The 23612-nt window shown below is 43.5% G+C and carries 20 protein-coding genes; 12 read left to right on the forward strand and 8 right to left on the reverse strand.

Annotation, left to right across the window (positions count from 1 at the left end):
• Positions 1–243 precede the first annotated feature (243 nt).
• Positions 244–834 carry an outer membrane protein gene (locus R7070_RS03675; RefSeq protein ID WP_005372968.1) on the reverse strand — a complete coding sequence of 197 codons (591 nt, stop codon included), beginning with the start codon at positions 832–834 and terminating at the stop codon, positions 244–246.
• A gap of 127 nt (positions 835–961) precedes the next feature.
• Between R7070_RS03675 and R7070_RS03680 the strand changes: the two genes are divergently transcribed.
• Together R7070_RS03680 and R7070_RS03685 are read left to right on the forward strand one after the other, a co-directional pair.
• On the forward strand, positions 962–1054 hold the full coding sequence (locus tag R7070_RS03680; RefSeq protein ID WP_005372970.1) for a YnhF family membrane protein: 93 nt from the start codon (positions 962–964) through the stop codon (positions 1052–1054).
• A 44-nt stretch (positions 1055–1098) separates the two neighbouring features.
• Complete coding sequence (locus R7070_RS03685) at positions 1099–2250, forward strand: patatin family protein (protein ID WP_005372971.1); 1152 nt, start codon at positions 1099–1101, stop codon at positions 2248–2250.
• 108 nt (positions 2251–2358) lie between these two features.
• Here the strand turns inward: R7070_RS03685 and pyk are convergent, their stop codons facing one another.
• Entirely contained in the window at positions 2359–3801 is a 1443-nt protein-coding gene (gene pyk / locus R7070_RS03690) for a pyruvate kinase (protein WP_005372972.1), read from the reverse strand.
• Between the two features lie 407 nt (positions 3802–4208).
• Between pyk and R7070_RS03695 the strand changes: the two genes are divergently transcribed.
• Positions 4209–5426, forward strand: coding sequence for an ROK family protein (locus R7070_RS03695; RefSeq protein ID WP_005385828.1), 1218 nt, complete (start codon positions 4209–4211; stop codon positions 5424–5426).
• 363 nt (positions 5427–5789) lie between these two features.
• A complete protein-coding gene (locus tag R7070_RS03700; RefSeq protein ID WP_005372976.1) occupies positions 5790–6743 on the forward strand; it encodes a chemotaxis protein CheV in 954 nt (317 codons plus the stop codon).
• 72 nt (positions 6744–6815) lie between these two features.
• On the opposite strand, the gene R7070_RS03705 is transcribed toward R7070_RS03700, so the two are convergent.
• The 4 genes from R7070_RS03705 to R7070_RS03720 all read right to left on the reverse strand — a co-directional run bounded on the left by R7070_RS03705 (position 6816) and on the right by R7070_RS03720 (position 12894).
• The gene (locus tag R7070_RS03705; protein WP_256900114.1) at positions 6816–9890 is read right to left on the reverse strand and encodes an error-prone DNA polymerase; all 3075 of its coding nucleotides are present in this window, start codon (positions 9888–9890) and stop codon (positions 6816–6818) included.
• A 27-nt stretch (positions 9891–9917) separates the two neighbouring features.
• Positions 9918–11321 (reverse strand): Y-family DNA polymerase, encoded by a 1404-nt coding sequence (locus tag R7070_RS03710; protein ID WP_033905737.1) that lies wholly within the window; start codon positions 11319–11321, stop codon positions 9918–9920.
• 4 nt (positions 11322–11325) lie between these two features.
• Positions 11326–12018, reverse strand: coding sequence for a translesion DNA synthesis-associated protein ImuA (gene imuA / locus R7070_RS03715; RefSeq protein ID WP_318141095.1), 693 nt, complete (start codon positions 12016–12018; stop codon positions 11326–11328).
• Between the two features lie 129 nt (positions 12019–12147).
• Complete coding sequence (locus tag R7070_RS03720) at positions 12148–12894, reverse strand: YciK family oxidoreductase (RefSeq protein WP_005372980.1); 747 nt, start codon at positions 12892–12894, stop codon at positions 12148–12150.
• 254 nt (positions 12895–13148) lie between these two features.
• Between R7070_RS03720 and sohB the strand changes: the two genes are divergently transcribed.
• The 8 genes from sohB to R7070_RS03760 all read left to right on the forward strand — a co-directional run bounded on the left by sohB (position 13149) and on the right by R7070_RS03760 (position 22271).
• The gene (sohB, locus tag R7070_RS03725) at positions 13149–14210 is read left to right on the forward strand and encodes a protease SohB (protein ID WP_005385819.1); all 1062 of its coding nucleotides are present in this window, start codon (positions 13149–13151) and stop codon (positions 14208–14210) included.
• A gap of 208 nt (positions 14211–14418) precedes the next feature.
• Positions 14419–15099 carry a (d)CMP kinase gene (gene cmk, locus R7070_RS03730; RefSeq protein ID WP_021033981.1) on the forward strand — a complete coding sequence of 227 codons (681 nt, stop codon included), beginning with the start codon at positions 14419–14421 and terminating at the stop codon, positions 15097–15099.
• 110 nt (positions 15100–15209) lie between these two features.
• A complete protein-coding gene (gene rpsA / locus R7070_RS03735) occupies positions 15210–16880 on the forward strand; it encodes a 30S ribosomal protein S1 (RefSeq protein WP_005385817.1) in 1671 nt (556 codons plus the stop codon).
• Positions 16881–17093: 213 nt separating this feature from the next.
• Positions 17094–17375 (forward strand): integration host factor subunit beta, encoded by a 282-nt coding sequence (gene ihfB / locus R7070_RS03740; protein WP_005385816.1) that lies wholly within the window; start codon positions 17094–17096, stop codon positions 17373–17375.
• A gap of 281 nt (positions 17376–17656) precedes the next feature.
• Positions 17657–17953: a LapA family protein gene (locus R7070_RS03745; RefSeq protein WP_005376663.1), complete on the forward strand. Its 297-nt coding sequence runs from the start codon at positions 17657–17659 to the stop codon at positions 17951–17953.
• A gap of 18 nt (positions 17954–17971) precedes the next feature.
• Positions 17972–19147: a lipopolysaccharide assembly protein LapB gene (gene lapB, locus R7070_RS03750; RefSeq protein ID WP_005376665.1), complete on the forward strand. Its 1176-nt coding sequence runs from the start codon at positions 17972–17974 to the stop codon at positions 19145–19147.
• Between the two features lie 84 nt (positions 19148–19231).
• Positions 19232–19933, forward strand: a complete 702-nt coding sequence (gene pyrF / locus R7070_RS03755) for an orotidine-5'-phosphate decarboxylase (protein ID WP_005376667.1) — start codon at positions 19232–19234, stop codon at positions 19931–19933.
• A 499-nt stretch (positions 19934–20432) separates the two neighbouring features.
• Entirely contained in the window at positions 20433–22271 is a 1839-nt protein-coding gene (locus R7070_RS03760; RefSeq protein ID WP_017633867.1) for an extracellular solute-binding protein, read from the forward strand.
• Between the two features lie 60 nt (positions 22272–22331).
• Here the strand turns inward: R7070_RS03760 and R7070_RS03765 are convergent, their stop codons facing one another.
• Complete coding sequence (locus R7070_RS03765) at positions 22332–22571, reverse strand: hypothetical protein (RefSeq protein WP_017821658.1); 240 nt, start codon at positions 22569–22571, stop codon at positions 22332–22334.
• A gap of 206 nt (positions 22572–22777) precedes the next feature.
• A complete protein-coding gene (locus R7070_RS03770) occupies positions 22778–23551 on the reverse strand; it encodes a hypothetical protein (RefSeq protein WP_017633868.1) in 774 nt (257 codons plus the stop codon).
• Positions 23552–23612 lie beyond the last annotated feature (61 nt).

A 23612-nucleotide genomic window follows, 5' to 3' on the forward strand; every position in this document is an offset into this window, starting at 1 on the left:
ATTGTGGTTTTATGTGGGTGTGTGGTTGTTTGTCTGGAATAAATGACTGGGATCTAATAATTGCTTTGGTGTTTAAGACTATTTTGATTAATTAGGGCGTACGGCTATCTTTTGTGCACCTATCTAGATGATGCTTCGTTACTTTGCCAAACAATGGTGTTTAGACGATATCCTTTATCGGCTCTGTGCAGGACTCGTTCAGCGTTCTTTGTGACGAGTCCTATAAAGGAACATGCATAAAAATTAGAAGCGGAAACTAAAACCGACATTTGATTGGAATTGGTTCATCCAATCAGTATCGAACTTAATGATACAGTTTGAGCCGTCATTAGGTAGAGTACAGGCGCCAGATGTATCGTTATCAACGACCGTTCCTAACCATCTCAGTTGGGCTGTTAATGCAAAGTTCTTTGAAAATTCATATTCCAGCCCTGCAAAAGCGCTAGCCGAAAATCCGTATTTTTTGTCTACCCAATCCACATCGGCGTAAGAAGCGCCCAAACCTACACCGATATAGGTTTGCCATTTTTCTGCGACAGGATAGTACATGCTGCTTTGGAAGTGCAGATAATGGATATCTGCCGAGTTGGACAGCTTTTCAAGTTCCGTCGATTGATTGGAGTAAAACAATCCGATCCTTCCTTTTTCTAAGGGAGTCTCGACTGAAAGAGCGTAATTCACTGCGGGGTCGAGATCGTATGTATTACCACTTTCATCCTCTACTTGGCCGCCTCCTGTATAGCCTATGTATGGTGTAACGATGATATTCGCTTGTGCATTGATAGCAGTACTCATCATCATGATTCCTACTAGCCAGCTGAGTTTTTGGTTCATGCCCTATCTCCTTATTATGACTAAGCTAATTGTGATGGGTTAGTCAAAATTGCGCGACTAAATTAAGCAAATCTTGAACATATTTCACACCGGTGTTATTAATTTGTTACATATTAAGGAGGTGTTTATGGAACACGATCTAAAATCCGCATTAATCATTGTGGTGACTGTTTTTGCAGTGCTTTTGTCATTTGGCATCATTGCTATTACAACAGCTTAAGATAACCACTTTTACCAAACGTTTTAACAAAACGGCGTGAGCCTATGATACGTAACAGCGGTATAATCACAGAAAGCCATGCAGAGCTTGATGTAAAAGTTTATGAGCACTTTAGGCATGGTAAAACTGCTTTAGTCACGCAAGGTGGAGGGCAGAGAGGGATTTTTACCGCTGGCGTTTTAGACGCCTTTTTACTTTCCAACTTCGATCCTTTCGATGAATTCTATGGCACCTCTGCCGGAGCACTTAACTTATGTTCTTACTTGTGTCGTCAACATGGCATGGGCAAAGCTTTTATTACCGAGCTGACAACGTCTCCTGAATTTTTTAATCTGTTTCGCTATATCCGAAAGCAGCAGTACTTAGGTTTAGAGTGGGCATTAGAACGGATTCAAGATTTCCCATACAAGCTTGACCTTGATTTAGGTCGCAGTGCATTGGGAAAACGAGGGGCGTTTGCTGCGGTAACGAATATAGAGACGCTATCAGATCAATATCTACCAATCTTGGATGACTCGTGGTTTAACACTATGCTAGCGACATGTGCGATTCCCAAGTTATATCACGGACCTGTCGACGTAAATGGCAATAAGTTTGTGGATGGCGGCGTGTCTGCCTCTATCCCTGTTCAAGAAGCGTGGCGTCAGAATGCTCGCAACATTATTGTCATTCGCACAGAGCCGTTTTCAGAGATTGAAGCGAGAGCCCAAAGTGAGGTGGGGGATGTGCCTGTCGAATGGTATCGGGAGTCTATCAACTCAGTACAGCAATCATGGCAGCAAAAAGTGAATCAGTGGAAGCTGGATTGGGCGTCGTTCTTCCAACAAAAAATTAATGCAGCACATCAATCGAAGCTTGCAGGGAAAATGCTGTTAAATGGAGGCCGTTGGTTGTTCGGTGCCGATAACTTGTATCGTTTAAGTCATCTGATTGGTGAGAATTTTGATTCAGGTTTAGCCGACATGCTGATGATTCATTATCAAACATTTGAGCTCACTCAGGCCTTTATATCTGCTCCACCTGACGACACTTTTATTTTACAAGTTGCGCCTAAAGAGGGACTTCGTTCTTCTTCTTTGTTAAGTGACCAAGAGTCACTAGAGCATGACTATCAACTTGGGCTTCAAGCTGGGTTTAACCTAGTTCAACTCTATGACCAGCTGGATGTTGAAATTGATGGTAGAGAGAGTGCATAAACCTTCTTACGTTCACGATGTGCGCAATATACAAAGCATATAAATAAGGCTCCATTTTCGGAGCCTTATTTGCGGGTTCTTGTGGTTAACTCCGGTTAGGTATAACGACTACGCTTGTAGAATGCGCATGCAGTTGGTTGAGCCAACAACATCCATTACATCGCCTTGAGTAATAATGACTAAATCACCTTTGTGCAAGAACCCTTGCTCTTTAAGGCTAGTAATCGCTGCTTGAGCCGTTGGTAAACCCGCATCACTTTTTGACTCGAAATATACAGGTGTCACGCCTCGGTATAATGCTGCTCGATTTAGTGTCGATTCATTCCGTGATAAGGCAAATATTGGCAAGCCAGAGCTTAAGCGAGACATCATCAACGCAGTCCTGCCGGACTCAGTTAACGAGATCATCGCTTTAATTCCTTCCATGTGATTCGCAGAGTACATGGTTGCCATTGCGATGGTTTCTTCAGCGGTTTCGAAGGTTCTATCTAAGCGATAGGTTGATAGACTTGCCTCCGACATTTTTTCTGCCCCCACACATACTTCGGCCATGGATTTGACCGTTTCTACAGGATATTTACCTGCAGCGGTCTCTCCAGAAAGCATCACCGCGTCAGTGCCGTCTAGAACCGCATTGGCCACATCCATCACTTCAGCACGCGTTGGCATTGGGCTAGTAATCATGGACTCCATCATTTGTGTCGCAGTAATCACGATACGGTTTAAACTGCGTGCGCGGCGAATCAGTTTTTTCTGGACACCTATGAGCTCAGGGTCACCGATTTCTACACCAAGGTCACCACGTGCAACCATCACCACATCGGATGCGAGAATAATGTCGTCAATAGACTCATTGGTCGCGACGGTTTCTGCTCGTTCGACTTTAGCCACTAACATGGCTTCAAGGCCTGCATCTCTGGCTAAGCGTCGAGCGTAATGCATGTCTTCGCCGTTACGCGGGAATGAAATAGCAAGGTAGTCTACTTGAATTGCTGCGGCGGTAAGAATGTCGGCTTTATCTTTCTCTGTGAGCGCATCGGCTGACAATCCGCCGCCTTTTTTGTTGATCCCTTTATTGTTGGACAGTGGACCACCGACAATCACACGGGTATGAACTTTATTACCCTCTACTTTGGTAACTTGCAGCTGAACGCGTCCATCATCGAGTAATAAAATGTCATTTGGTGAAACATCTTGCGGTAGTTCTTTATAATCTAACCCTACAGATTCTTGATTGCCTTCACCTTTTGGTAAATCACTATCTAATGTGAATTTATCGCCCACATTCAAAATGACTTGGCCGTCTTTAAACGTTGATACACGGATTTTAGGGCCTTGTAAGTCACCAAGAATTGCAACCTGACGCCCAAGTCTTGCTGCAATGGTACGGACTTTGTTCGCACGTTGAATGTGGTCTTCACTGGTTCCATGTGAAAAATTCATACGGACAACGTTTGCACCGGCTTTGATGATCTCCTCAAGTATATTGTCCTTATCCGTTGAAGGACCCAGCGTAGTGACAATTTTTGTTCGTCTTAATTTGGAAGTCATAGATTCTCCGATGAATGTGTGTGTACAGGTAACTTGAACTCTATCCTTACTTTACGCAATCGCTCTCAAGGTTAGCCTCGCTTAGCCCACACCTTAAAGCTACTTGAATATAAGTATATGCACAGAATGTTTACATTAAGAGTAACCCCGGTAAAACAGACAGATATTCGACAGGCAATGGCCTTATTGATAAAAATACGCTGCTTTAAAGGCATTACTTCATAATTTAGTGAATAAAAATAAGTTATTTTTCAAACAATTTAACAGGAGTAGATTCTTCGTTATTTGATTGAATACACAAACAAACAGGTTTATACGTGATGCTTGTCACGGGGATTTATTAATTCACTTCACAATTAGTTCGCAAAGTAAAAAAATTGTCCCGTTATAGAATTTCGGAGTGCAAGATGTACATGGCTCAACCGGGCCATATTGATCATATCAAACAGGTCAATGCTGGTCGTGTATATAAACTAATTGACCTAAAAGGTCCTATTTCTCGAATTGATTTGTCCAAGCAGAGTGAGCTTGCTCCTGCTAGTATCACCAAAATCACTCGAGAATTAATTGAAGCGCACTTGATTCATGAAACGACAGTACAAGAAGCGACGAGTCGTGGTCGACCTGCTGTCGGTTTGCAGGTCAATAATGAAGGCTGGCAATTTTTGTCAATGCGTTTGGGGCGGGGTTATTTAACCATTGCTTTGCATGAGTTAGGCGGTGATGTACTAATCGATACTAAAATCGAGATACACGAGCTTGATCAAGACGATGTGCTTGAGCGCCTGCTTTACGAAATTGATGAATTCTTTCAGACTTACGCGGATCAACTTGATCGTGTTACCAGTATTGCCCTTACGCTGCCTGGTCTCGTGAACTCAGAGCAAGGTGTCGTTTTGCAGATGCCTCATTACAATGTCGAAAATCTTGCTCTTGGACCAGAGATATACAAAGCAACGGGCTTGCCAGTTTTCATTGCCAATGACACGCGAGCTTGGGCATTAGCAGAAAAGCTTTTTGGTCATTCTCAAGATAATGACAACTCCGTTCTTATCTCTATCCACCACGGTTTAGGTGCGGGCATCATTCTGGATGGGCGCGTTTTGCAAGGCCGTCACGGTAACATTGGTGAACTCGGGCATATTCAAATTGACCCAAATGGAAAACGTTGTCATTGCGGCAATATAGGCTGTTTGGAAACCGTTGCCAGTTCTCAGGCAATTCGTGAAGAAGTCGTAAGACGAATCGCTGATGGCGAAGACTCTATTCTTGCTAAACAAGAGGAAATGAGTATTGAGAGCATTTGTGAAGCCGCTGCAAACGGTGATCCTTTGGCCGTCGATGTGATTGAAAAACTTGGACGCTACTTAGGCTCTGCAATTGCTATTGTGATCAACTTATTTAACCCTGAGAAAATCTTGATCGGTGGTGTGATTAACCAAGCAAAAGATGTGCTTTATCCTGCGGTTCGTCGCTGTATCGAAGAACAGAGTTTACCTGTTTATCACCAAGATCTTGAGCTGGTGGAGTCTCGTTTCTATAAGCAAGCCACAATGCCTGGTGCCGCGTTGATTAAGCAAGCGTTGTACGATGGTCAACTATTGATGAAGGTTGTGGAAGGTTAAGTACTTTTTAACATGATGATGTGCCTGGCTGTTGAGACTGCATTTGTAGGTGATTTAGGGTGAGACTTAACGGCTCACCCTTTTTGATCGCCTATTACTAGAAAGGGAATTTGAGTTATGTTGCATTGCTATATCTGCGCCATTCATGTAATTTCCTAAAAAGCTCAAGTAAATAAACAAAATGGCTTTCAATGTGCTGCGTGACTTTGCGTCTGATGCAAAGAGAAGTAATACGCTAAAACTGTTGTACTTTAAAGCTGTGCTCGAAAAGCCAAATATTTTAAGGTTATTTGGTTGTATAACCTTGCTGTGTCTGTACTGATTTCGAGTAAAATAAGAATTATCCATAATTTAGGTAGTAGTATGTCCGGAGTGTTAAATACGGTTGACCAGCGTACAAACTTGGTTGGTGAAAATCGACTAGAGCTTCTGCTGTTCACTTTAAATAGTCGCCAATTATTTGCGATTAATGTGTTCAAAGTGAAAGAGGTCATCAAGCTTCCGCCGTTAACCAAGCTCCCAGGATCGCACTACAATATTCGTGGGGTTGCTTCTCTACGAGGTGAAGCGGTACCAGTGATTGATTTACGAGGCGCAATTGGTTTTCCTGCTTTACGTGGTGAAGCGGAAGAAGAAAATTTGATCGTGACAGAGTACAACCGCACGGTGCAGGGCTTCTTAGTCGGTCCGGTTAAAAACATTATTAATACGGCATGGACTGAAATTCAGCCGCCTCCTTCCACGTCTGGTCGCTCGAATTACCTCACGGCTATCACGCAAATCAAAGAGGGGGATGCCTCTCAAATTGTCGAAATTATTGACGTTGAAAAAGTTTTAGCAGAGATCGTGCATTACGACGTGACTATCTCGGAGGACATTCTCGATCAAGAATTGGCCCAAGCAATGGTCGGGCGTAATGTTCTGATTGTGGATGATTCCTCTACAGCTCGTAATCAAGTTCGCGATACGCTTTCTCAATTAGGTATGAATATCATCGAGTGTCGTGACGGGCTAGAAGCGTTAACGGTTTTAAAACGTTGGTGTGATGAAGGTAAAGATGTAGAAAAAGAGCTATTGATGATGATTACGGATGCTGAAATGCCTGAAATGGACGGTTATAAACTGACCCATGAAGTGCGCCAAGATCCACGTATGTCTAAGTTGTTTATCACATTGAACACTTCTCTGAGCGGTAGTTTTAATGAAGCCATGGTACAAAAAGTAGGTTGTGATCGTTTTATCTCTAAATTCCAACCAGATCTGTTGGTTGAAGTTGCTCAAGACCGGTTACGCCAGATGCTTTCTAAAAGTGCATGATTAGATCTAGTGAAACCAGAGGGAGCGCACCTCTCTCTGATTTTTAACATCTCTCTCCTTAATTCCTCTGTACTAATGGAAATCCCGAGATTTACTTTGTAGATTGTTCAAGTAGTGCGTGCAATCAATCAACTTACCAGCAATGACGTGCGTGACTTCTCCCTCTCTTTCAAGAATGCCTTTCACCATTAATACTTTAGCGCCTAAATACGCTTGCTTTTGGGCTCGTGCTGTAGCTTGCCAAACGACCACATTAATGTTGCCCGTGTCATCTTCTAACGTAAAAAATGTCACGCCAGCGGCGGTGCCTGGAGATTGTCTTCCTGTTACCACACCTACCACTGTGACCAGTGACTTATGCGGTTTCTCTGTCAGTTGCCTCATGCGGGTAAAGTGAGGGAGTTTGCCCGTTTCTTCTAATAATTTAATTGGATGGCGGCTAAGAGATAGTCCCGTGCTTGCGTAATCCTCAATTAAATTTTCATATTCAGAGGGTTGAGTCTGGTAGCTAACATTGGGTTCTTCGACCTTGTGAAACAATGGTAGGTCAGATAAGGAATCCATTGCTGCCCAGCGAGCGTTATAACGATTTCCCGATAAGGCCTGAAATGCATTGGCTGAAGCCAATAATTCAATGTCACTTCGGCTTCTTAATATCTGCTTTACTTCTTGAATCGATCGGTAACCATTAAGTGGTTTGCGCTCAATAAGCCTTTGTGCGCTTTCTGCGTTAAAGCCTTTCACCAAGCGAAAACCAAGTTGCACGCCGAGCCTGCCATTCGGACGTGAGACGAGATGATGTTGATATTTTGAATGATTGACGCACACCGGCAATACTTCGACGCCATGTCGGCGAGCATCTTGTACTAATTGCGATGGGCTATAAAATCCCATTGGTTGGCTGTTCAATAATGCAGTGTAAAATTCGGCTGGGTAATAATATTTTAACCATGCAGAACAATATGCCAGCACTGCGAAAGACGCTGAATGACTTTCAGGGAAGCCGTACTCACCAAAGCCGCAAATCTGATCGAAAATGCGCTCAGCAAACGCTAAGTCATAACCTCTCTCTTGCATACCATTGATCAGTTTTGGTCTGAATTTAGCGAGATCGCCATTCTTTTTCCATGATGCCATCGCTCGACGGAGTTGATCGGCCTCGCCGCCGCTAAACCCTGCGGCTACCATGGCTAGCTTGATGACTTGCTCTTGGAAAATAGGGACGCCCATAGTCCGCTCCAGAACGCTTTTTACTTCTTCCGATGGATAACTGACAGGCTCTTTGTGATCTCGTCGTTTTAAAAAAGGATGCACCATATCACCCTGAATAGGGCCTGGACGAACAATTGCAATTTGAATCACTAAGTCGTAATAACAAGCAGGCTTTAGGCGAGGAAGCATGCTCATTTGTGCACGAGATTCAATTTGGAATACGCCTATCGTGTCAGCTTTTTGGATCATGCGGTACACGTGTGGATCATCTTGTCGGCGAGTGATCTCGGAAATCGAGAGGGATCGCTGGTGATGTTTCTCGACCAGTTGAAAGCACTTTTTGATGGCGTTTAACATGCCGAGTGCGAGTACATCGACTTTTAGTAGCTTCAAGCTTTCTAAATCGTCTTTATCCCATTGAATGATAGTGCGATCTTCCATCGAGGCATTTTCAACAGGTACCAACTCATATAAAGGGCCAGATGAAATTACAAAGCCACCTACGTGCTGAGATAAATGGCGTGGGAGGCCAATGATCTCGTTGACCAATTGGATAAACTGCTGCCCTTTGAGAGATTCTGGTTGTAAGCCAAGTTCAATAATTTGAGCTTGCCAGCCTTGGCTGCGATCTCGGCGATTAACGTTCTTAATGAAAAAATCTAATTGGGTCTCTTCAATCCCTAGTGCTTTACCGACTTCACGCACGGCACTTTTAAAGCGATAGCTGATCACTGTTGCAGCAAGTGCTGCACGCTCACGACCATATTTTTTGTAAATATACTGGATAACTTCTTCACGGCGCTCGTGTTCAAAGTCCACATCAATATCCGGCGGTTCCTTACGTTCTTTACTGATAAATCGTTCGAATAAGACAGCGATTTGTCGAGGATCGACGGCGGTAATTTCCAGGCAATAACACACTACAGAGTTTGCAGCGGAACCTCGCCCTTGGTAAAGAATACCTTGCTGTTTCGCAAACATTACGATGTCGTGAATAGTAAGGAAGTAGTAGTGGTATTTAAGCTCTTGAATAAGCGCCAGTTCATTCTCGATGGTTTGATTGACTTCTGCTGGCACGCCTTCAGGAAAACGCAGCTTTTTACCACGTTCGACCAACATACGTAAGTAAGAGTCGGGTGTATAACCATCTGGGATCAGCTCGGTAGGATATTCGTATTTTAAATCGGAGAGCTTAAACTCGCATAAATCGGCGATGTAAGTACTTTCTTCCAGCCATTCTGGTTTGTAAATCCGAATCAACTTTTTAAAAGGACGAAGCGCTCGCTCAGTATTCGAAATACGGTCAAAACCGAGTTTATCGACGCTACACCCATGTTTTATAGCAGTAAGTACATGCTGTAATGGCAAGCGTTCAACATCATGCATGAGAACGCCTCCGCAGGCAGTTATAGGTAATTGAAATTCATGTGCTAACTGCTCGCAGTGCGCAATGTACTCAGTATCGTTGTTACTCAAATGGCGCTGAATCGCTACCCACAAACGATTAGCGTGGTGTTGATTGAGCCAGCGCCCCCAATAGTGATCACTCTCTTGATGTGTGGGCAGCCACAATACCAAACAATGTCGAACCGACATCAAATCCCATTCGAACAGTTGATAGTTGCCTTTTTCACTGCGTCTCCTTGCGTTTGTGATGATACGACACAACTCGGCATAAGCCTTGCGACAAGGGCAAAGCAGTACGATTTGGCATTCATCATTTAACCAAAACATACTTCCAACGATTTGTTTGATATCGAGTTTATGTTGTTCGATGGTTGCATGGGCTTTGACAACGCCCGCGACTGAACATTCATCCGTTATAGCTAGAGCTTGATAGCGATAGAAAGCAGCTTGGAGTACCAGCTCTTCTGCATGAGAAGCCCCAGTCAAAAAAGAGAAGTTAGACTGACAAAATAGTTCCGCGTAACTCATAATGACCCAACAAAAATAACTGTCGATTTAACAAAAATAGCCATGAAGAAACCAGTGCTTGTGCTGATCGCGAAATATCCATAACCAGCGGCCTTGCTTGGTGTGTGCAATGTAGTAATCACGCATGATCTCATCACCATCCCACCACCCAGAAACTATTCGCTCAGGTCCGTGGACCAAAGAAACTTGCTCTTGCAATACAATGGGAGTCGGTAATTGCATTGCTGGGCGTAGTATGGATGGTATGGCGTGCCCCTTTTCATCCGGAGCATCAGCAGGGCGATACTGACTGGCCTTTTCTGGTCTAGGATCGCAAGCAATATTGGGTTTTAAAACGGCACTTTTTCCCAATTTAGCTTGCAGTAAAGAGAGCAGCTCTAAAGCATTCATGTTTCCTTTCTGCCCAGCAAAGAGATCGCGTGATGCACTAAGAGGCTCACCTTGACGGATGACTTTTAACGTTAGCCCTGTGACTGGGCCATTAAGCGAGAGTGATTCTAAGCTTAAACTCGCTAACTGTTGCCAACGCTGACATAGGTAATCACCTTGCGCAGAAGTGAGTTGAAGGTGTTGCTCTTGTTTCTCACGCTGGTGGAGTGTTAAACACAGTTCAAAAGCGACCTTATCTCTTAATTTTAGAAAGGTTTCGAGTTGACGAAGTAATTTGGTCAACGGCTTTTTAATCCACTGAACGTTTTCGATCTCAAACAAGAGCTCTAAATAAACTTGGAAGGATTCGGTAGGGTGATAAAAGTCGACAGGGTGTTTAAACTGCCCAGTCAGTCGACCAACGTAGTTCACCAAATCGATATCAAAGCGTCGTGCGATGTCTTGCAATGGCAGTTCAAGCAGGTTTTGCAATGTGGTGACGCCTACACGTTGTAACTTCTCTACGGTAGCGTTTGATAAATCTGTCAGTTTTAACGGTAGTGGTGATAAAGCTTTTTGTATGGCAGATTTGTCTTCACTGATGACGTTCGCTCCTGATATTGCCATCAATTTGGCAGCAAAAGGCGAAAAACCACATCCGAATTGAAAACTCAGTTTCAGCTCCGATAAGTGAGCTCTGACTTTATTCCAATAGTTTTCAAGCCCTTCATACAGAGCGAGCATTGGAGTAGCACGCAGCAAAATACCTTGGTTTGGCATCAACACAACGTCAGATGTGATCAAATACAGCCATTGAGCAATTTCTTGTAACTTGCTCAATTCGGTGTGCGGATGATAAGGATGCACTTGTAAATCTCGACACAAGGACGCAGCACTGCCTAGGCCCATACCAGGCTTAATGCCTTGTTGTTCGGCAATCTCGTTGTATTGAAGAATCTGGCAACGTTGGCTTTCGACAATCACCACGGGTTGTTCTTGGTTATCACCAAAGAGTGCGTCTAGCTGCAGGCGAGGGAAGTGCAAGTAAATCCACAGAGCCATATCACTAACCTTGGTTCGCCAGTGGGAAATTGACCACAGTCGAGTGCACAGTTTCAGATGATGGTTTCACCAGTTGCGGGTAATGGTGTTGGAAGCCGATACTAACGCTACCTCTATTCCAGCCTCCTTTCCTTTTCAGCACTTCAACATTAATCCCTTGCTCGTCGCCTTTCAGTTTTAAACTGAGTGACACAGGCAAAGACAAGCGGTTGATAGAATCTGTTTTAAGCATAAAGAGAGGGCAACTCCCTTGTTCACTTGCTACCTGTAAGCGTTTCACTTGATGTATTTCAAGCTCTTCTTGCCATAACAAAACATTACTGCATACCCCACTTTTCAGACATTGCTCTGCAGCCCAAAGAGCATCTTTGGGGTGAGTTGGAGTAACAACCCACACTTGGTTTATATCCAACCCGATGTAGTGTAAAAACAGAGAATTCACTAGCGCAGGTGGTTGAATAAATGCGGTCATACCATTGGTCTGAGTGGCTTTTAAATAGGGAGCGAGCAAACGCAATTCACCAATACTACCAATAGATTCCATCTCCACTACGCCATGAGGTGGAAAGCCTCCGCCGAGCAAATCATCTAATTCAGAAAAACCGGAACTAGTCTGCAACTGCTGAGGATCTGCTTTCGTTAAATTTGCTTGCCAAACAAGGTGTTGGCTTTTTAAGTTCTGAATAATATCTTGCATAATAAATACCTGTATATATGTACAGTATATTTCTGTGGGAGAAAGTCGCAAGATTTTTATGAAGAGAGAAATGAAAAAAGGCAGCGTTTGCTGCCTTTTCAATCGATTATGTGAGGTAACCTGAATGAGTTATTTACGCTTCGGTTGAGCGTCGATGCACTGACCGTTCACATCGGTAACCGCAGGATCCATTAAGTGCAAATATAGCGGCATGATATCCAGTGGCGTTTTGAGAGTATTCGCATCTTCACCCGGATATGCTTTTTCACGCATGCGAGTACGAGTGGCACCAGGGTTAATTGCGTTAACGCGGATCGGTGTATCACTCAGCTCGTCAGCTAAAACTTGCATCATGCCTTCTACGGCAAATTTAGAGATAGCGTATGGCCCCCAGAATGCGCGGCCAGAGTGGCCGACAGTTGAAGAGGTAAAGATAATACGCCCAGCTTCTGATTTACGCATCACAGGCAGTAATGCTTGAGTCATTAGCACTTCGGCTTTCACGTTGATCTGCATGATATCGTCGAAGTCTTCCTCTTTGATTTGATCAAATGGACACAGCGAACTCAAGACACCTGCGTTGTGTAATAGACCATCCAAGCGACCAAACTGTCCTTCGATTGTCTCTGCCATATCAATGTAATTCTGCTGAGTTGCACCCTTGAGATCCAATGGAATGATAGCAGCTTGTGGATAGCCAGCAGCTTCAATCTCATCATAGATAGATTCAAGGTTTTGCACATTTCTACCCAAGAGAATAACAGTTGCACCGTGCTCGGCATAAGAAAGCGCGGCTTGACGGCCGATGCCATTACCAGCGCCAGTAACAAGAATGACTTTACCTTTTAGAGCATCAGCTGAAACGGAGTAGTTCACGGCGATAAATCCTTATTATTGTAAGAGGGTCCATGATAGTTAATTGACGCTAAAAAACGCCTGTTTCTCAATGGAAAATCTTGGTAATCGTGACAAGATGGTTACAATACACCAATTCATGTGTTATACCAATTCCAGAACTTTCGTTAGGTATGCTATCAATCAGAACAAGTGGTTACAAACCGCGCTGCCTTCTCGCTGATGTTTCTGCGTAACATACTAACGTCATCTGAAATGAGATAAAGGAGCTCTCGTTGGAATTTTTATTAGATTATGGTCTGTTTCTGGCCAAAATTATCACGGTGGTTGCTGCGATAATTGTTCTGCTCATTATTGCAAAATCGGCTGGTGGCAAATCGGGTGCGGCGAAAGGGGAGTTAGAGATTACCAACCTTTCAGAGCAACACAAACAATCTGTTGAGCAGTTAGAGCATCATTTGCATGACGATGCTTTCATCAAGGCTCGAGATAAAGCCGTCAAGAAAGAAGAAAAAGAGAAGAACAAATCTCGCGAGAAAGAAATCAAACAAGCGAGCAAAGACGGTTCATTAGATAGCAAGCGTGAACCACACCTATTTGTTCTTGATTTCAACGGTAGCATAGACGCAAAAGAAGTCGCGTCTCTACGTGAAGAAATCACCGCTATTTTGGCTGTCGCACGTGAAGGTGATGAAGTGTTACTTCGCTTAGAGTCTGGCGGTGGTATGGTTCATGGTTACGGCCTTGCCTCTTCTCAACTGGACCGAATCAAAGCTGCGGGTCTTCCTCTGACCATCTCTGTTGACAAAGTTGCGGCAAGTGGTGGTTACATGATGGCATGTGTAGCAGATAAGATTGTTTCTGCACCATTTGCAATTGTGGGGTCTATTGGCGTTATCGCACAAATTCCTAACTTCAACAAACTGTTGAAGAAACATGACATTGAGTACGAACAACTAACAGCGGGTGAATATAAACGCACGCTAACGATGTTCGGTGAGAATACCGATAAAGCGCGCGATAAGTTTAAGCAAGAACTTGAAGAAACACATGTCTTGTTTAAAGACTTCATCCGTGAGCGTCGTCCTAGTTTGGACCTAGACAAAGTAGCCACTGGTGAGCACTGGTTCGGTACACAAGCGAAAGAGCTTGGTTTGGTGGATGACATTAGTACATCTGATGATATCGTTGTTGCGGCATGCAAAGATAAAACCGTACTTTCTGTGCATTATGTGCAGAAGAAAAAGCTGGCAGACAAGCTAGCAGGTGTCGCGGGCAAAGTTGCTGACAGTGTGATCTTAAAGTTAGCTGAGCGTGGTCAAAAACCGATTGTTTAATCGAGCTTAAGTTCATGACATTTAAAACGGCGAGGGCAGAAGCTCTCGCCGTTTTTGTTGAACTTTATGTTTATTGATGAATCCAATTACGCATTAGGTGTAATGCTTTACACGACATTTTTCCTCGCTCCAAAGACTGATTACCCGTATAATGTGCGCCTCGAAAACCGAGCAAATTGCTGAAAAGAAACTATTGGTGGAGAAGAACATGTCCTCTCAAACTCCGGTTGTAACCGTAGATGGACCTAGTGGTGCAGGTAAAGGCACTTTATGTATGTTGCTGGCGAAAAAGTTGGGTTTCCAACTCTTAGATTCTGGCGCAATTTATCGTGTACTTGCACTCGCTGCGATTCACCACGGTGTCGACACCGAGTCAGAAGATGCTCTTGTCCCACTAGCAACCCACCTAGACGTTCAATTTATCGCGGAAGGTGACTTAGTTAAGGTCATTCTAGAAGGCGAAGACGTGTCAGGGGAGCTTCGCAAAGAAGAAACAGGCATGGCAGCATCTAAAGTTGCGGCTTTGCCACGTGTTCGTGAAGCATTACTACGTCGTCAGCGTGCATTTGAGACCGCTCCGGGTCTGGTTGCTGATGGTCGTGATATGGGCACAATTGTATTCCCGAGTGCGCAAGCAAAAATCTTCCTTGATGCGAGTGCTGAAGAGCGTGCAAATCGACGCCTTAAACAGTTGCAAGAGAAAGGGTTAGATGTTAGATTTGCTGACCTTTTAAGCGAGATCCAAGAGCGTGACGACCGAGATCGTAACCGCCCAGTGGCGCCATTACGCCCTGCTGAGGATGCGCTTGTGCTAGATTCTACGTCGATGACTATCGACGAAGTAGTAGAAAAGGCACTACAATATATCGAATCGAAGCTAGCTGAGTAATAATACTCGACTAGGCTAAGAGCGTTGGTCGCAAGGATGATGACTGGCGAATTTAATAACCCCATGCGGTAGGATACCCGTGGAAGTTTAATTTATTGAAGATTAATTAAATGACTGAATCTTTTGCTCAACTCTTTGAAGAGTTTCTAAACGAAACAGAATTCCAACAAGGCAGCATCGTTAAAGGTACTGTAGTAGCTATCGAGAACGGTTTCGTTCTTGTTGACGCTGGTCTTAAGTCTGAATCTGCTATCCCTGCTGAACAGTTCAAGAACGCTGCTGGCGAACTTGAAGTTGAAGTTGGCGCTGAAGTAGACGTAGCTCTAGACGCTGTTGAAGATGGTTTCGGTGAAACTCAACTTTCTCGTGAGAAAGCTAAGCGTCACGAAGCTTGGATCGTACTTGAGAAAGCTTACGAAGAAGCTGAAACTGTTGTTGGTATCATCAACGGTAAAGTTAAAGGCGGTTTCACTGTTGAACTAAACGGTATCCGTGCTTTCCTTCCTGGCTCTCTAGTAGACGTACGTCCAATACGCGACACTGCTCACCTAGAAAACAAAGAGCTAGAGTTCAAAGTTATCAAACTTGACCAAAAACGTAACAACGTAGTTGTTTCACGTCGTGCAGTTATCGAATCAGAGAACAGCGTTGAGCGTGACGAGCTTCTAGAAACTCTACAAGAAGGTTCTGAAGTTAAAGGTATCGTTAAGAACCTTACTGACTACGGTGCGTTCGTTGACCTAGGTGGCGTTGACGGTCTTCTACATATCACTGATATGGCTTGGAAGCGCGTTAAGCACCCATCTGAAATCGTTAACGTTGGTGACGAGATCCAAGTTAAAGTTCTTAAGTTCGACCGTGAGCGTACTCGCGTATCACTAGGTCTTAAGCAACTAGGCGAAGATCCATGGGTAGCAATCGCTAAGCGTTACCCAGAAGGTCACAAACTAACTGGTCGCGTAACTAACCTAACTGACTACGGCTGCTTCGTTGAAATCGAAGAAGGCGTTGAAGGTCTAGTTCACGTTTCAGAAATGGATTGGACTAACAAGAACATCCACCCTTCTAAAGTTGTTAATGTTGGCGACGAAGTTGAGGTTATGGTTCTTGAAATCGACGAAGAACGTCGTCGTATCTCTCTAGGTCTGAAACAGTGTAAAGCTAACCCATGGCAGTCATTCGCTGAAGCACAAGCTAAAGGCGACAAAGTTACTGGTAAGATCAAGTCTATCACTGACTTCGGTATCTTCATCGGTCTAGAAGGCGGCATCGATGGTCTAGTTCACCTATCTGACATTTCTTGGAATGTTGCTGGCGAAGAAGCTGTACGTGAGTACAAGAAAGGCGACGAGATCTCTGCAGTTGTTCTAGCAGTAGACGCTGAGCGTGAGCGCATCTCTCTAGGCATCAAGCAAATGGAAAATGACCCATTCAATGCTTACGTTGCTGACAACAAGAAAGGTGTTCTAGTTAACGCTACTGTAACTGCTGTTGACGCTAAAGGCGCTACTGTTGAAATCGCAGAAGGCGTTGAAGGTTACATCCGTGCTTCTGAAGTATCACGCGATCGCGTAGAAGATGCTTCTCTAATCCTAAGCGCTGGTGATGTTGTTGAAGCGAAGTTCACAGGTGTAGACCGTAAGAACCGCGTAATCAACCTATCTATCAAAGCTAAAGACGAAGCTGACGAGCAAGAAGCAATGGCATCTATCAACAAGCAAGATGACAATGCATTCGGTAACGCAATGGCTGACGCTTTCAAAGCTGCTAAAGGCGAATAATATACTCGCTTAAGCAAAAAAGGAGCCGCAAGGCTCCTTTTTTATATTTGGTCATATTTAAGTAGTAATACTAATGACAGTAAACTATCTTAATAAAAGGCATTTCTTCATTGCGCATTTTGCATAAAATTTGTCTAGAATTGTCAGCAAGTGTTTGTTGGAATTAGTATTACTTACTATAATAAGTGATAAAGATACTCAAAGAGGGCAACTATGACTAAGTCTGAACTGATTGAAAGACTCTGCGCTGAGCAAACACACTTATCAGCGAAAGAGGTAGAGGATGCTGTAAAAGATATTTTAGAGCACATGGCCTCTACACTAGAGAGCGGTGACCGTATCGAGATCCGTGGCTTTGGTAGTTTTTCTCTTCATTACCGCGAGCCTCGCGTAGGTCGTAACCCTAAAACGGGCGATAAAGTGGAATTGGAAGGTAAATACGTTCCACATTTCAAACCTGGTAAAGAACTTCGTGAGCGTGTAAATATTGGTTAATGCACTCTTATTAGTTTGAAAAAAGCGGCATACGTTTGTGTATGCCGCTTTTTTGTAATGTATCCAAGTTAGTCATACATCCAAGATCGTTTACTAATCTAATTGTGGATTCAGCTGTTTTCTTTGCTGCTTTCTATACCCAAATAACTTTAACTTCTAAGCATGTCTACAAACTAAGCATCTTGAGGTTACTTGGGTATAGATTATTGCTAATATACGTAGTCTGAAGAAGCATTTTCCTGCATAATCTTACCGACTTACTCCTAGAAGGGTGATGTAACATGAAAATTATAAAAATCGTTGCTGTTTTAGCTCTCTTTTTAATTGCATTGGCGTTAGGTTCCCAAAACCAAGAGCTCGTGACTTTTAACTATCTTCTAGCAAAAGGAGAGTTCCACTTATCTACGCTATTAGGTGTAGTATTTGTGGTTGGCTTTGCTTTAGCGTGGGTTATCTTTGGTAGCATCCAACTGAAAACTCAGCTACAGGTCCGTCGTTTAAAGAAAAAACTGAAAAAGTACGAACCAACTGAATCAAACAACGCTGCTGATAAGCCAGCCATTGAAAAACAGGCATAAGGATAAGGCTTAACTTTAATGCTTGAACTACTCTTCTTGTTGTTGCCTATAGCTGCTGCGTATGGCTGGTATATGGGGCATCGCAGCGCTCAGCAAGACAAGCAGAAGCAATCTCATCAAATCTCTCGTCAGTATATGACGGGTCTTAATCTGCTGCTCTCTGACCAATCAGATAAGGCTGTCGATCACTTTATTGAATTGCTCCAAGTTGATAACGAGACCATCGATACTCACCTTGCGTTGGGTAACCTGTTCCGGTCTCGTGGTGAAGTCGACCGCGCAATCAGAATTCACCAAAATCTTATTTCTCGTTCAGGCTTAACACTGGACCAAAAGAACCTCGCCCTTCAACAGTTAGCGAAAGACTACATGGTCTCAGGTTTTCTTGATCGTGCAGAGAAAATCTTCGAACAGTTAGTCGAAGAGCCAGATTACAAAGAGGCGGCTCTTCAACAATTAGTGACCATTTATCAGCAAACACGAGAATGGGAAAAGGCGATTTATTACGCGAACCAATTGGCTAAGTTAGGTAATAAACGCTCAAGGATGCGTGCAAATATTGCCCATTTTTGGTGTGAAATAGCCATGCTCGACCAAGCTGATGGGAATACTAATAAGGCAATACAGCATTTTAAAAAAGCGTTAGCGGAAGACCCGAAGTGTGTTCGAGCAAGTATTGCTTTGGGACGAATTTATCTAGAGTCTGAAGACTATAAGCACACCATCAAATATCTGACAGGGGTACTTGAGCAAGATAAAGACTTTATCAGTGATGTCTTGCCAACTATTGCAGAATGCTATCATCATCTGGGCCAGGAAGATGAACTTGTCGAGTTTCTGCGAGCTTGTATTGATAAGAAAGCAGGCGTATCAGCCGAGTTGATGTTGGCTCAATTAGTTGCTCATCACGAGAACGTTGGGGCTGCTCAAGAGTTACTGACGAAACAATTGCTGAAAAACCCAACCATGAAGGGCTTCTACCGTTTAATTGACTACCACATTGCAGAAGCAGAAGATGGTCGAGCGAAAGACAGCCTATCAACACTACAAGCGATGGTGGGTGAACAGTTAAAAGTGAAACCACATTACCGATGCCGGAAGTGTGGATTTTCTACCCATTCCCTTTATTGGCATTGTCCGTCCTGTAAAGGATGGGGGACGATCAAGCCAATCCGCGGATTGGATGGTGAATAATTCTTAATGCAGCTGGCAGAGTTTCTGTCCGCTGCATTTTTTTAACTTTTTATTTAATAAGAACCAAAACAGTTAGGAGATGAAATGATCGACCAAAAAGTTATTGTCGCACTGGATTATGATAACCAAGCAGATGCACTTGCGTTTGTAGATAGAATTGATCCTGCGTCATGCCGACTAAAAGTTGGCAAGGAGATGTTTACGCTATTTGGTCCTGATTTTGTACGTGAACTCCATAAACGTGGTTTCTCGGTATTCCTAGATTTAAAATTTCACGATATTCCAAACACCTGTTCGAAAGCAGTTCGCGCTGCGGCTGAAATGGGTGTATGGATGGTGAACGTACACGCGAGCGGTGGTGAGCGTATGATGACGGCATCACGTGAAATTCTTGAGCCATATGGTAAAGATCGTCCACTTCTTATCGGTGTAACGGTACTAACCAGTATGGAACAAAGTGATTTAGCTGGTATTGGTTTGAATGTTGCGCCTCAGGAGCAAGTGATTCGTCTAGCAACCTTGACCAAAAACGCAGGCTTAGATGGTGTGGTATGTTCAGCGCAAGAGTCCTCATTACTGAAGAGCGAACTAGGCCAAGAATTTAAGTTAGTGACCCCTGGTATTCGACCTGCTGGCTCAGAACAAGGTGACCAACGCCGTATCATGACGCCAGTAGACGCTATCCAATCAGGTTCAGATTATCTTGTGATTGGTCGCCCTATCACTCAAGCGTCAAATCCTGCAGAAGTGCTGAAGTCGATCAATGAGAGCTTATCTAACATGTAAGCACTGTCTCGATTGTATGGAGAAAAGTGAGGCTAAGATGCCTCACTTTTTACATCGAATGAAAATACTGATCGCGGTAAACAACCATTCCTTTTAACCAGCTATGTCTGATCATTTACTCGCTTTAACTGGTATATCGGGGCCAATTGAGATAAAGGTTCTGCGGTTTATTCTGAGTAAAGTAGGGCTTGGTACTATGCCGATCACACTTTTGTAACATAACTCACTGTGATGCCTCGAAAATGCAACCATGTGTTATTGATGGCTTGCGTTACAAATGTCTAAAGAATACTATGGCGAAGATGCATTCACTGCGTTGTAAGGTCTAGGATGACCTAGTGAAACTCTTTGAAATTAATATAGAAGCTGGCAGGACGTCACTTCATATTACGTTCCTATTATTTCCTATCTGCGTATTTTAAATCGCAGCTTTCTGTGAGCTTTCACACGCTGTCTTCCTTGTTACGACCTTAGTGCGCAAACACAACAAGGAAGAAACATGACTAAAAAACTGCCATTTTCAGTACTAGCAACACTGACCGCTGCCAGTTTTCAACTGAGTGCGGCAGAATTGCCAGCTGATATCGAATGGATTTCAAACAACAACGAACCTCTATTTGCCTCTGAAGAGGCGGTACGAGGTGGCACCTATCGCACTTACATTCAGAGCTTTCCGCAAACATTACGAAGTGTTGGTCCAGATGCGAACTCAGGTTTGCGCCAATACTTAATGGATGGTTCACCAAAACTGGCTCAGCGTCATCCAAATACTGGCAAATGGATCCCTCAACTTGCTAAGTCATGGGCATTTGGAGAAGACAACAAAACCGTATTCTTTAAACTCGACGAAACGGCCGAGTGGTCAGATGGTGAAAAAATTACAGCAGATGATTACGTCTTTATGATGAAGTACTACACGTCAAAAGACATTATCGACCCGTGGTATAACGACTTCTTCACAAACAGTATTGTGAGTGTTGAAAAAATTGATGACTACACGATCAAAGTCAATCTTGCTGTAGCTCAAAGTCATGACTCACTTATGGTTATGATTAACATGCCAAGTAATGGTTTTCAGCCTCGTCCTGAACACTTCTTTGAAGGAGAAAAGGACGCAAATAACGATGGCATGCCTGATAACTTCGTCAGAAAGTTTAACTTTAAATCTGAGCCAACCGCAGCGCCTTACTACATTGATCAAGTGAAGAAAGGTAAGAGCGTAACATTCAAACATGTCGGTGAAGATTGGTGGGGATACAACAACCGCTACTATAAAAACCGTTATAACGTTGAAAAGGTTCGCATTAAGGTGATTCGCGATCCTGATATTGCCATGAAGCACTTTGAGAAAGGCAACTTAGACTACTTTGAGATGGTGCTACCAAGCTTTTGGCATGACAAGACCAATAGTGATGTGTACAAAAAAGGCTATATCCAAAAGTACTGGGGCTTTAACGAAGCACCGCAAGGAGCTGGTGGTCTTTGGATGAACACAGCGATGCCGATGTTGGATAACCTAGAAGTGCGTAAAGGTGTTATGGCAGCCACTGACTATGACGGCATGATTGAAAACATCATGCGTGGAGATTATTCACGTAAACCGCATGGACTCGGCTTTGGTCATGGCGAATACGATGATCCTAACAATACACCGCCAAAGTTTGATGCTGATGCGGCGGTTAAACACTTCGAAAAAGCGGGCTTTGACAAAGTGGGCGCAGATGGTATTCGTGTTAACGACAAGGGCCAACGCTTGAGCTTTGCTATCACCTACGGATACAACTCTTGGACACCGCGTATTGCATACCTGAAAGAGCAAGCGAAACTTGCTGGTCTTGAGTTCACGTTAAACTTGGTGGATGGCTCATCTGCGTTTAAATACATTCTTGAGAAAAAGCATCAGCTAGCGTTTTTGAATATGGGCTCTGGTGAGATCCCTGCGTATTGGGAATACCTACACTCGGATAATGCAAATCGACCACAAACGAATGCTCACACCAACTACAGCAGCCCTGAGCTAGACAAGTTAATTGAAGCGTATGATTCTGAGTTTGATCAGGAGAAGCGTTACGACTTGTCGCATCAAATCCAAAACTATGTCAGCAAAGCGAATATCATCGTTCCTGGCTACATGGTGCCTTATTCTCGAGTTGCTCATTGGCGCTGGGTTAAAATTCCTAAAAACGGCATGACAAAAGCGACAGAATGGGTGCTTCATCCAATGGATATCGGTAATTTCTGGATTGATAACCAAGTAAAAGAAGAGACAGAAGAAGCGATGGACGAGGGTAAAACCTTCCCAGAATTAACGGTAATTGATGATCGTTACAAATTGTAAATCAGTAGTTTAGATAGAAAATGATAGCCCCGGTAATGAATTTTATCGGGGCTTTCTTTTTTACTTAACAAGGTAAGACACTTCTAAAAGGTAGGTTTTTGCATCACCAAGCAAAGAGAACGCTTTATCGATGGTTTTAAATCGATCATCAAGCGAGTCGCTGGATATCAGCTGGCTGAATGTTTGCAACGAGAAAGCTTCGTTTGCTTTGAAGAACTGATGTACGTTTTCAAGCTGCACTTTATGAATATGCTCCACCTTATTTAGGGCGGTGGTTAAATCGGAAATGTTAATCGACATTGCTACTCGGGAACCTTATCAACAAGACCTATATGAGGTCATAGAGTGGGGTTTTATATTTTGCGACAGAGAGTAACACCGAAGAGCAATTTATAGTCTGATGAAGATCAATTTGCCTTATTTAAGCATCTGTAACGCGGCACTAGACGTGTACCTAGAGCTAGTACACGTTACAACGCTTGAATATAGGCTAGGGTTTCACCTGATCAAAAGTAAAAGCCAAGTCCGACTAAAAGCCCTTGAGAAGCCGTATCATATTCAAATACCTCTTCATTTTTGTAATCGACCCAGGTCGACTTGTAAGCTAAGTTGAGATCAGACCATTCGTTAAAGCGATAACGAACACCAGTTTGAATGGCATAAGTGAAGTGAGTATCGTTGCCAAGTCCGGCGTCGATACTGGCATGAAATCGCCAGTTTTCACTCAATTCATCAATGAGTCGCAAGCCAACTAAAAAATCGACCCAATCTTCTTGTAATGACAGTCTATCTTCTAGTACCCGGTTGTCATTACGATACAGCTTGCCGGTGATGTCATTGTCCCACCAACGTAATCCAAACATATAATCCAGTTTACCAAATGAATATTGTTCGCGTTGGAATGCCTTTGCTTCTAGAACACCTTGCCGTATTTCGATGTCCGCACGATAACGAGCGTTAGGCAGAGCGCCCTTGATATTATTAACATCACCACTTAAGTTCATGAAACTATAATCTATGTAGTAGCCCCACTTACTTTGGTAAATACTCTCGAATCGCAACATCGCCCCAATATCGAGGTGGTCTACGATGAACTTAGGATCGACATCCACCTCTGATGAAAAGCGACCAATACTGGTATCCCCGTGGATATTCAGTCCTAGCATGTACACTTCTATGCTATTTCGCCAACGAGATTCTTGTGTCTCAGCTGAGAGCGCTACTGATGTAGGTAATACAAGAATGAGTGAGGAGAGTGATAGCAGGTTACATGGTTTCATCCAATTTCCTTTTCGGCTTTTCGTCAGCTTTCAGCTTAGTAGAAGTCGCTACACTCTGCAT

The sequence above is a fragment of the Vibrio sp. 1557 genome (assembly GCF_033340175.1).
Lineage (GTDB): Bacteria > Pseudomonadota > Gammaproteobacteria > Enterobacterales > Vibrionaceae > Vibrio > Vibrio alginolyticus.

Excerpts from the sequence above, each read along its gene's own strand:
- R7070_RS03675 (WP_005372968.1), bottom strand. The coding sequence starts at position 834 with ATGAACCAAAAACTCAGCTGGCTAGTAGGAATCATGATGATGAGTACT.
- R7070_RS03680 (WP_005372970.1), top strand. The coding sequence starts at position 962 with ATGGAACACGATCTAAAATCCGCATTAATCATTGTGGTGACTGTTTTT.
- R7070_RS03685 (WP_005372971.1), top strand. The coding sequence starts at position 1,099 with ATGATACGTAACAGCGGTATAATCACAGAAAGCCATGCAGAGCTTGAT.
- pyk (WP_005372972.1), bottom strand. The coding sequence starts at position 3,801 with ATGACTTCCAAATTAAGACGAACAAAAATTGTCACTACGCTGGGTCCT.
- R7070_RS03695 (WP_005385828.1), top strand. The coding sequence starts at position 4,209 with ATGTACATGGCTCAACCGGGCCATATTGATCATATCAAACAGGTCAAT.
- R7070_RS03700 (WP_005372976.1), top strand. The coding sequence starts at position 5,790 with ATGTCCGGAGTGTTAAATACGGTTGACCAGCGTACAAACTTGGTTGGT.
- R7070_RS03705 (WP_256900114.1), bottom strand. The coding sequence starts at position 9,890 with ATGAGTTACGCGGAACTATTTTGTCAGTCTAACTTCTCTTTTTTGACT.
- R7070_RS03710 (WP_033905737.1), bottom strand. The coding sequence starts at position 11,321 with ATGGCTCTGTGGATTTACTTGCACTTCCCTCGCCTGCAGCTAGACGCA.
- imuA (WP_318141095.1), bottom strand. The coding sequence starts at position 12,018 with ATGCAAGATATTATTCAGAACTTAAAAAGCCAACACCTTGTTTGGCAA.
- cmk (WP_021033981.1), top strand. The coding sequence starts at position 14,419 with ATGTCCTCTCAAACTCCGGTTGTAACCGTAGATGGACCTAGTGGTGCA.
- rpsA (WP_005385817.1), top strand. The coding sequence starts at position 15,210 with ATGACTGAATCTTTTGCTCAACTCTTTGAAGAGTTTCTAAACGAAACA.
- ihfB (WP_005385816.1), top strand. The coding sequence starts at position 17,094 with ATGACTAAGTCTGAACTGATTGAAAGACTCTGCGCTGAGCAAACACAC.
- R7070_RS03745 (WP_005376663.1), top strand. The coding sequence starts at position 17,657 with ATGAAAATTATAAAAATCGTTGCTGTTTTAGCTCTCTTTTTAATTGCA.
- lapB (WP_005376665.1), top strand. The coding sequence starts at position 17,972 with ATGCTTGAACTACTCTTCTTGTTGTTGCCTATAGCTGCTGCGTATGGC.
- pyrF (WP_005376667.1), top strand. The coding sequence starts at position 19,232 with ATGATCGACCAAAAAGTTATTGTCGCACTGGATTATGATAACCAAGCA.
- R7070_RS03760 (WP_017633867.1), top strand. The coding sequence starts at position 20,433 with ATGACTAAAAAACTGCCATTTTCAGTACTAGCAACACTGACCGCTGCC.
- R7070_RS03765 (WP_017821658.1), bottom strand. The coding sequence starts at position 22,571 with ATGTCGATTAACATTTCCGATTTAACCACCGCCCTAAATAAGGTGGAG.
- R7070_RS03770 (WP_017633868.1), bottom strand. The coding sequence starts at position 23,551 with ATGAAACCATGTAACCTGCTATCACTCTCCTCACTCATTCTTGTATTA.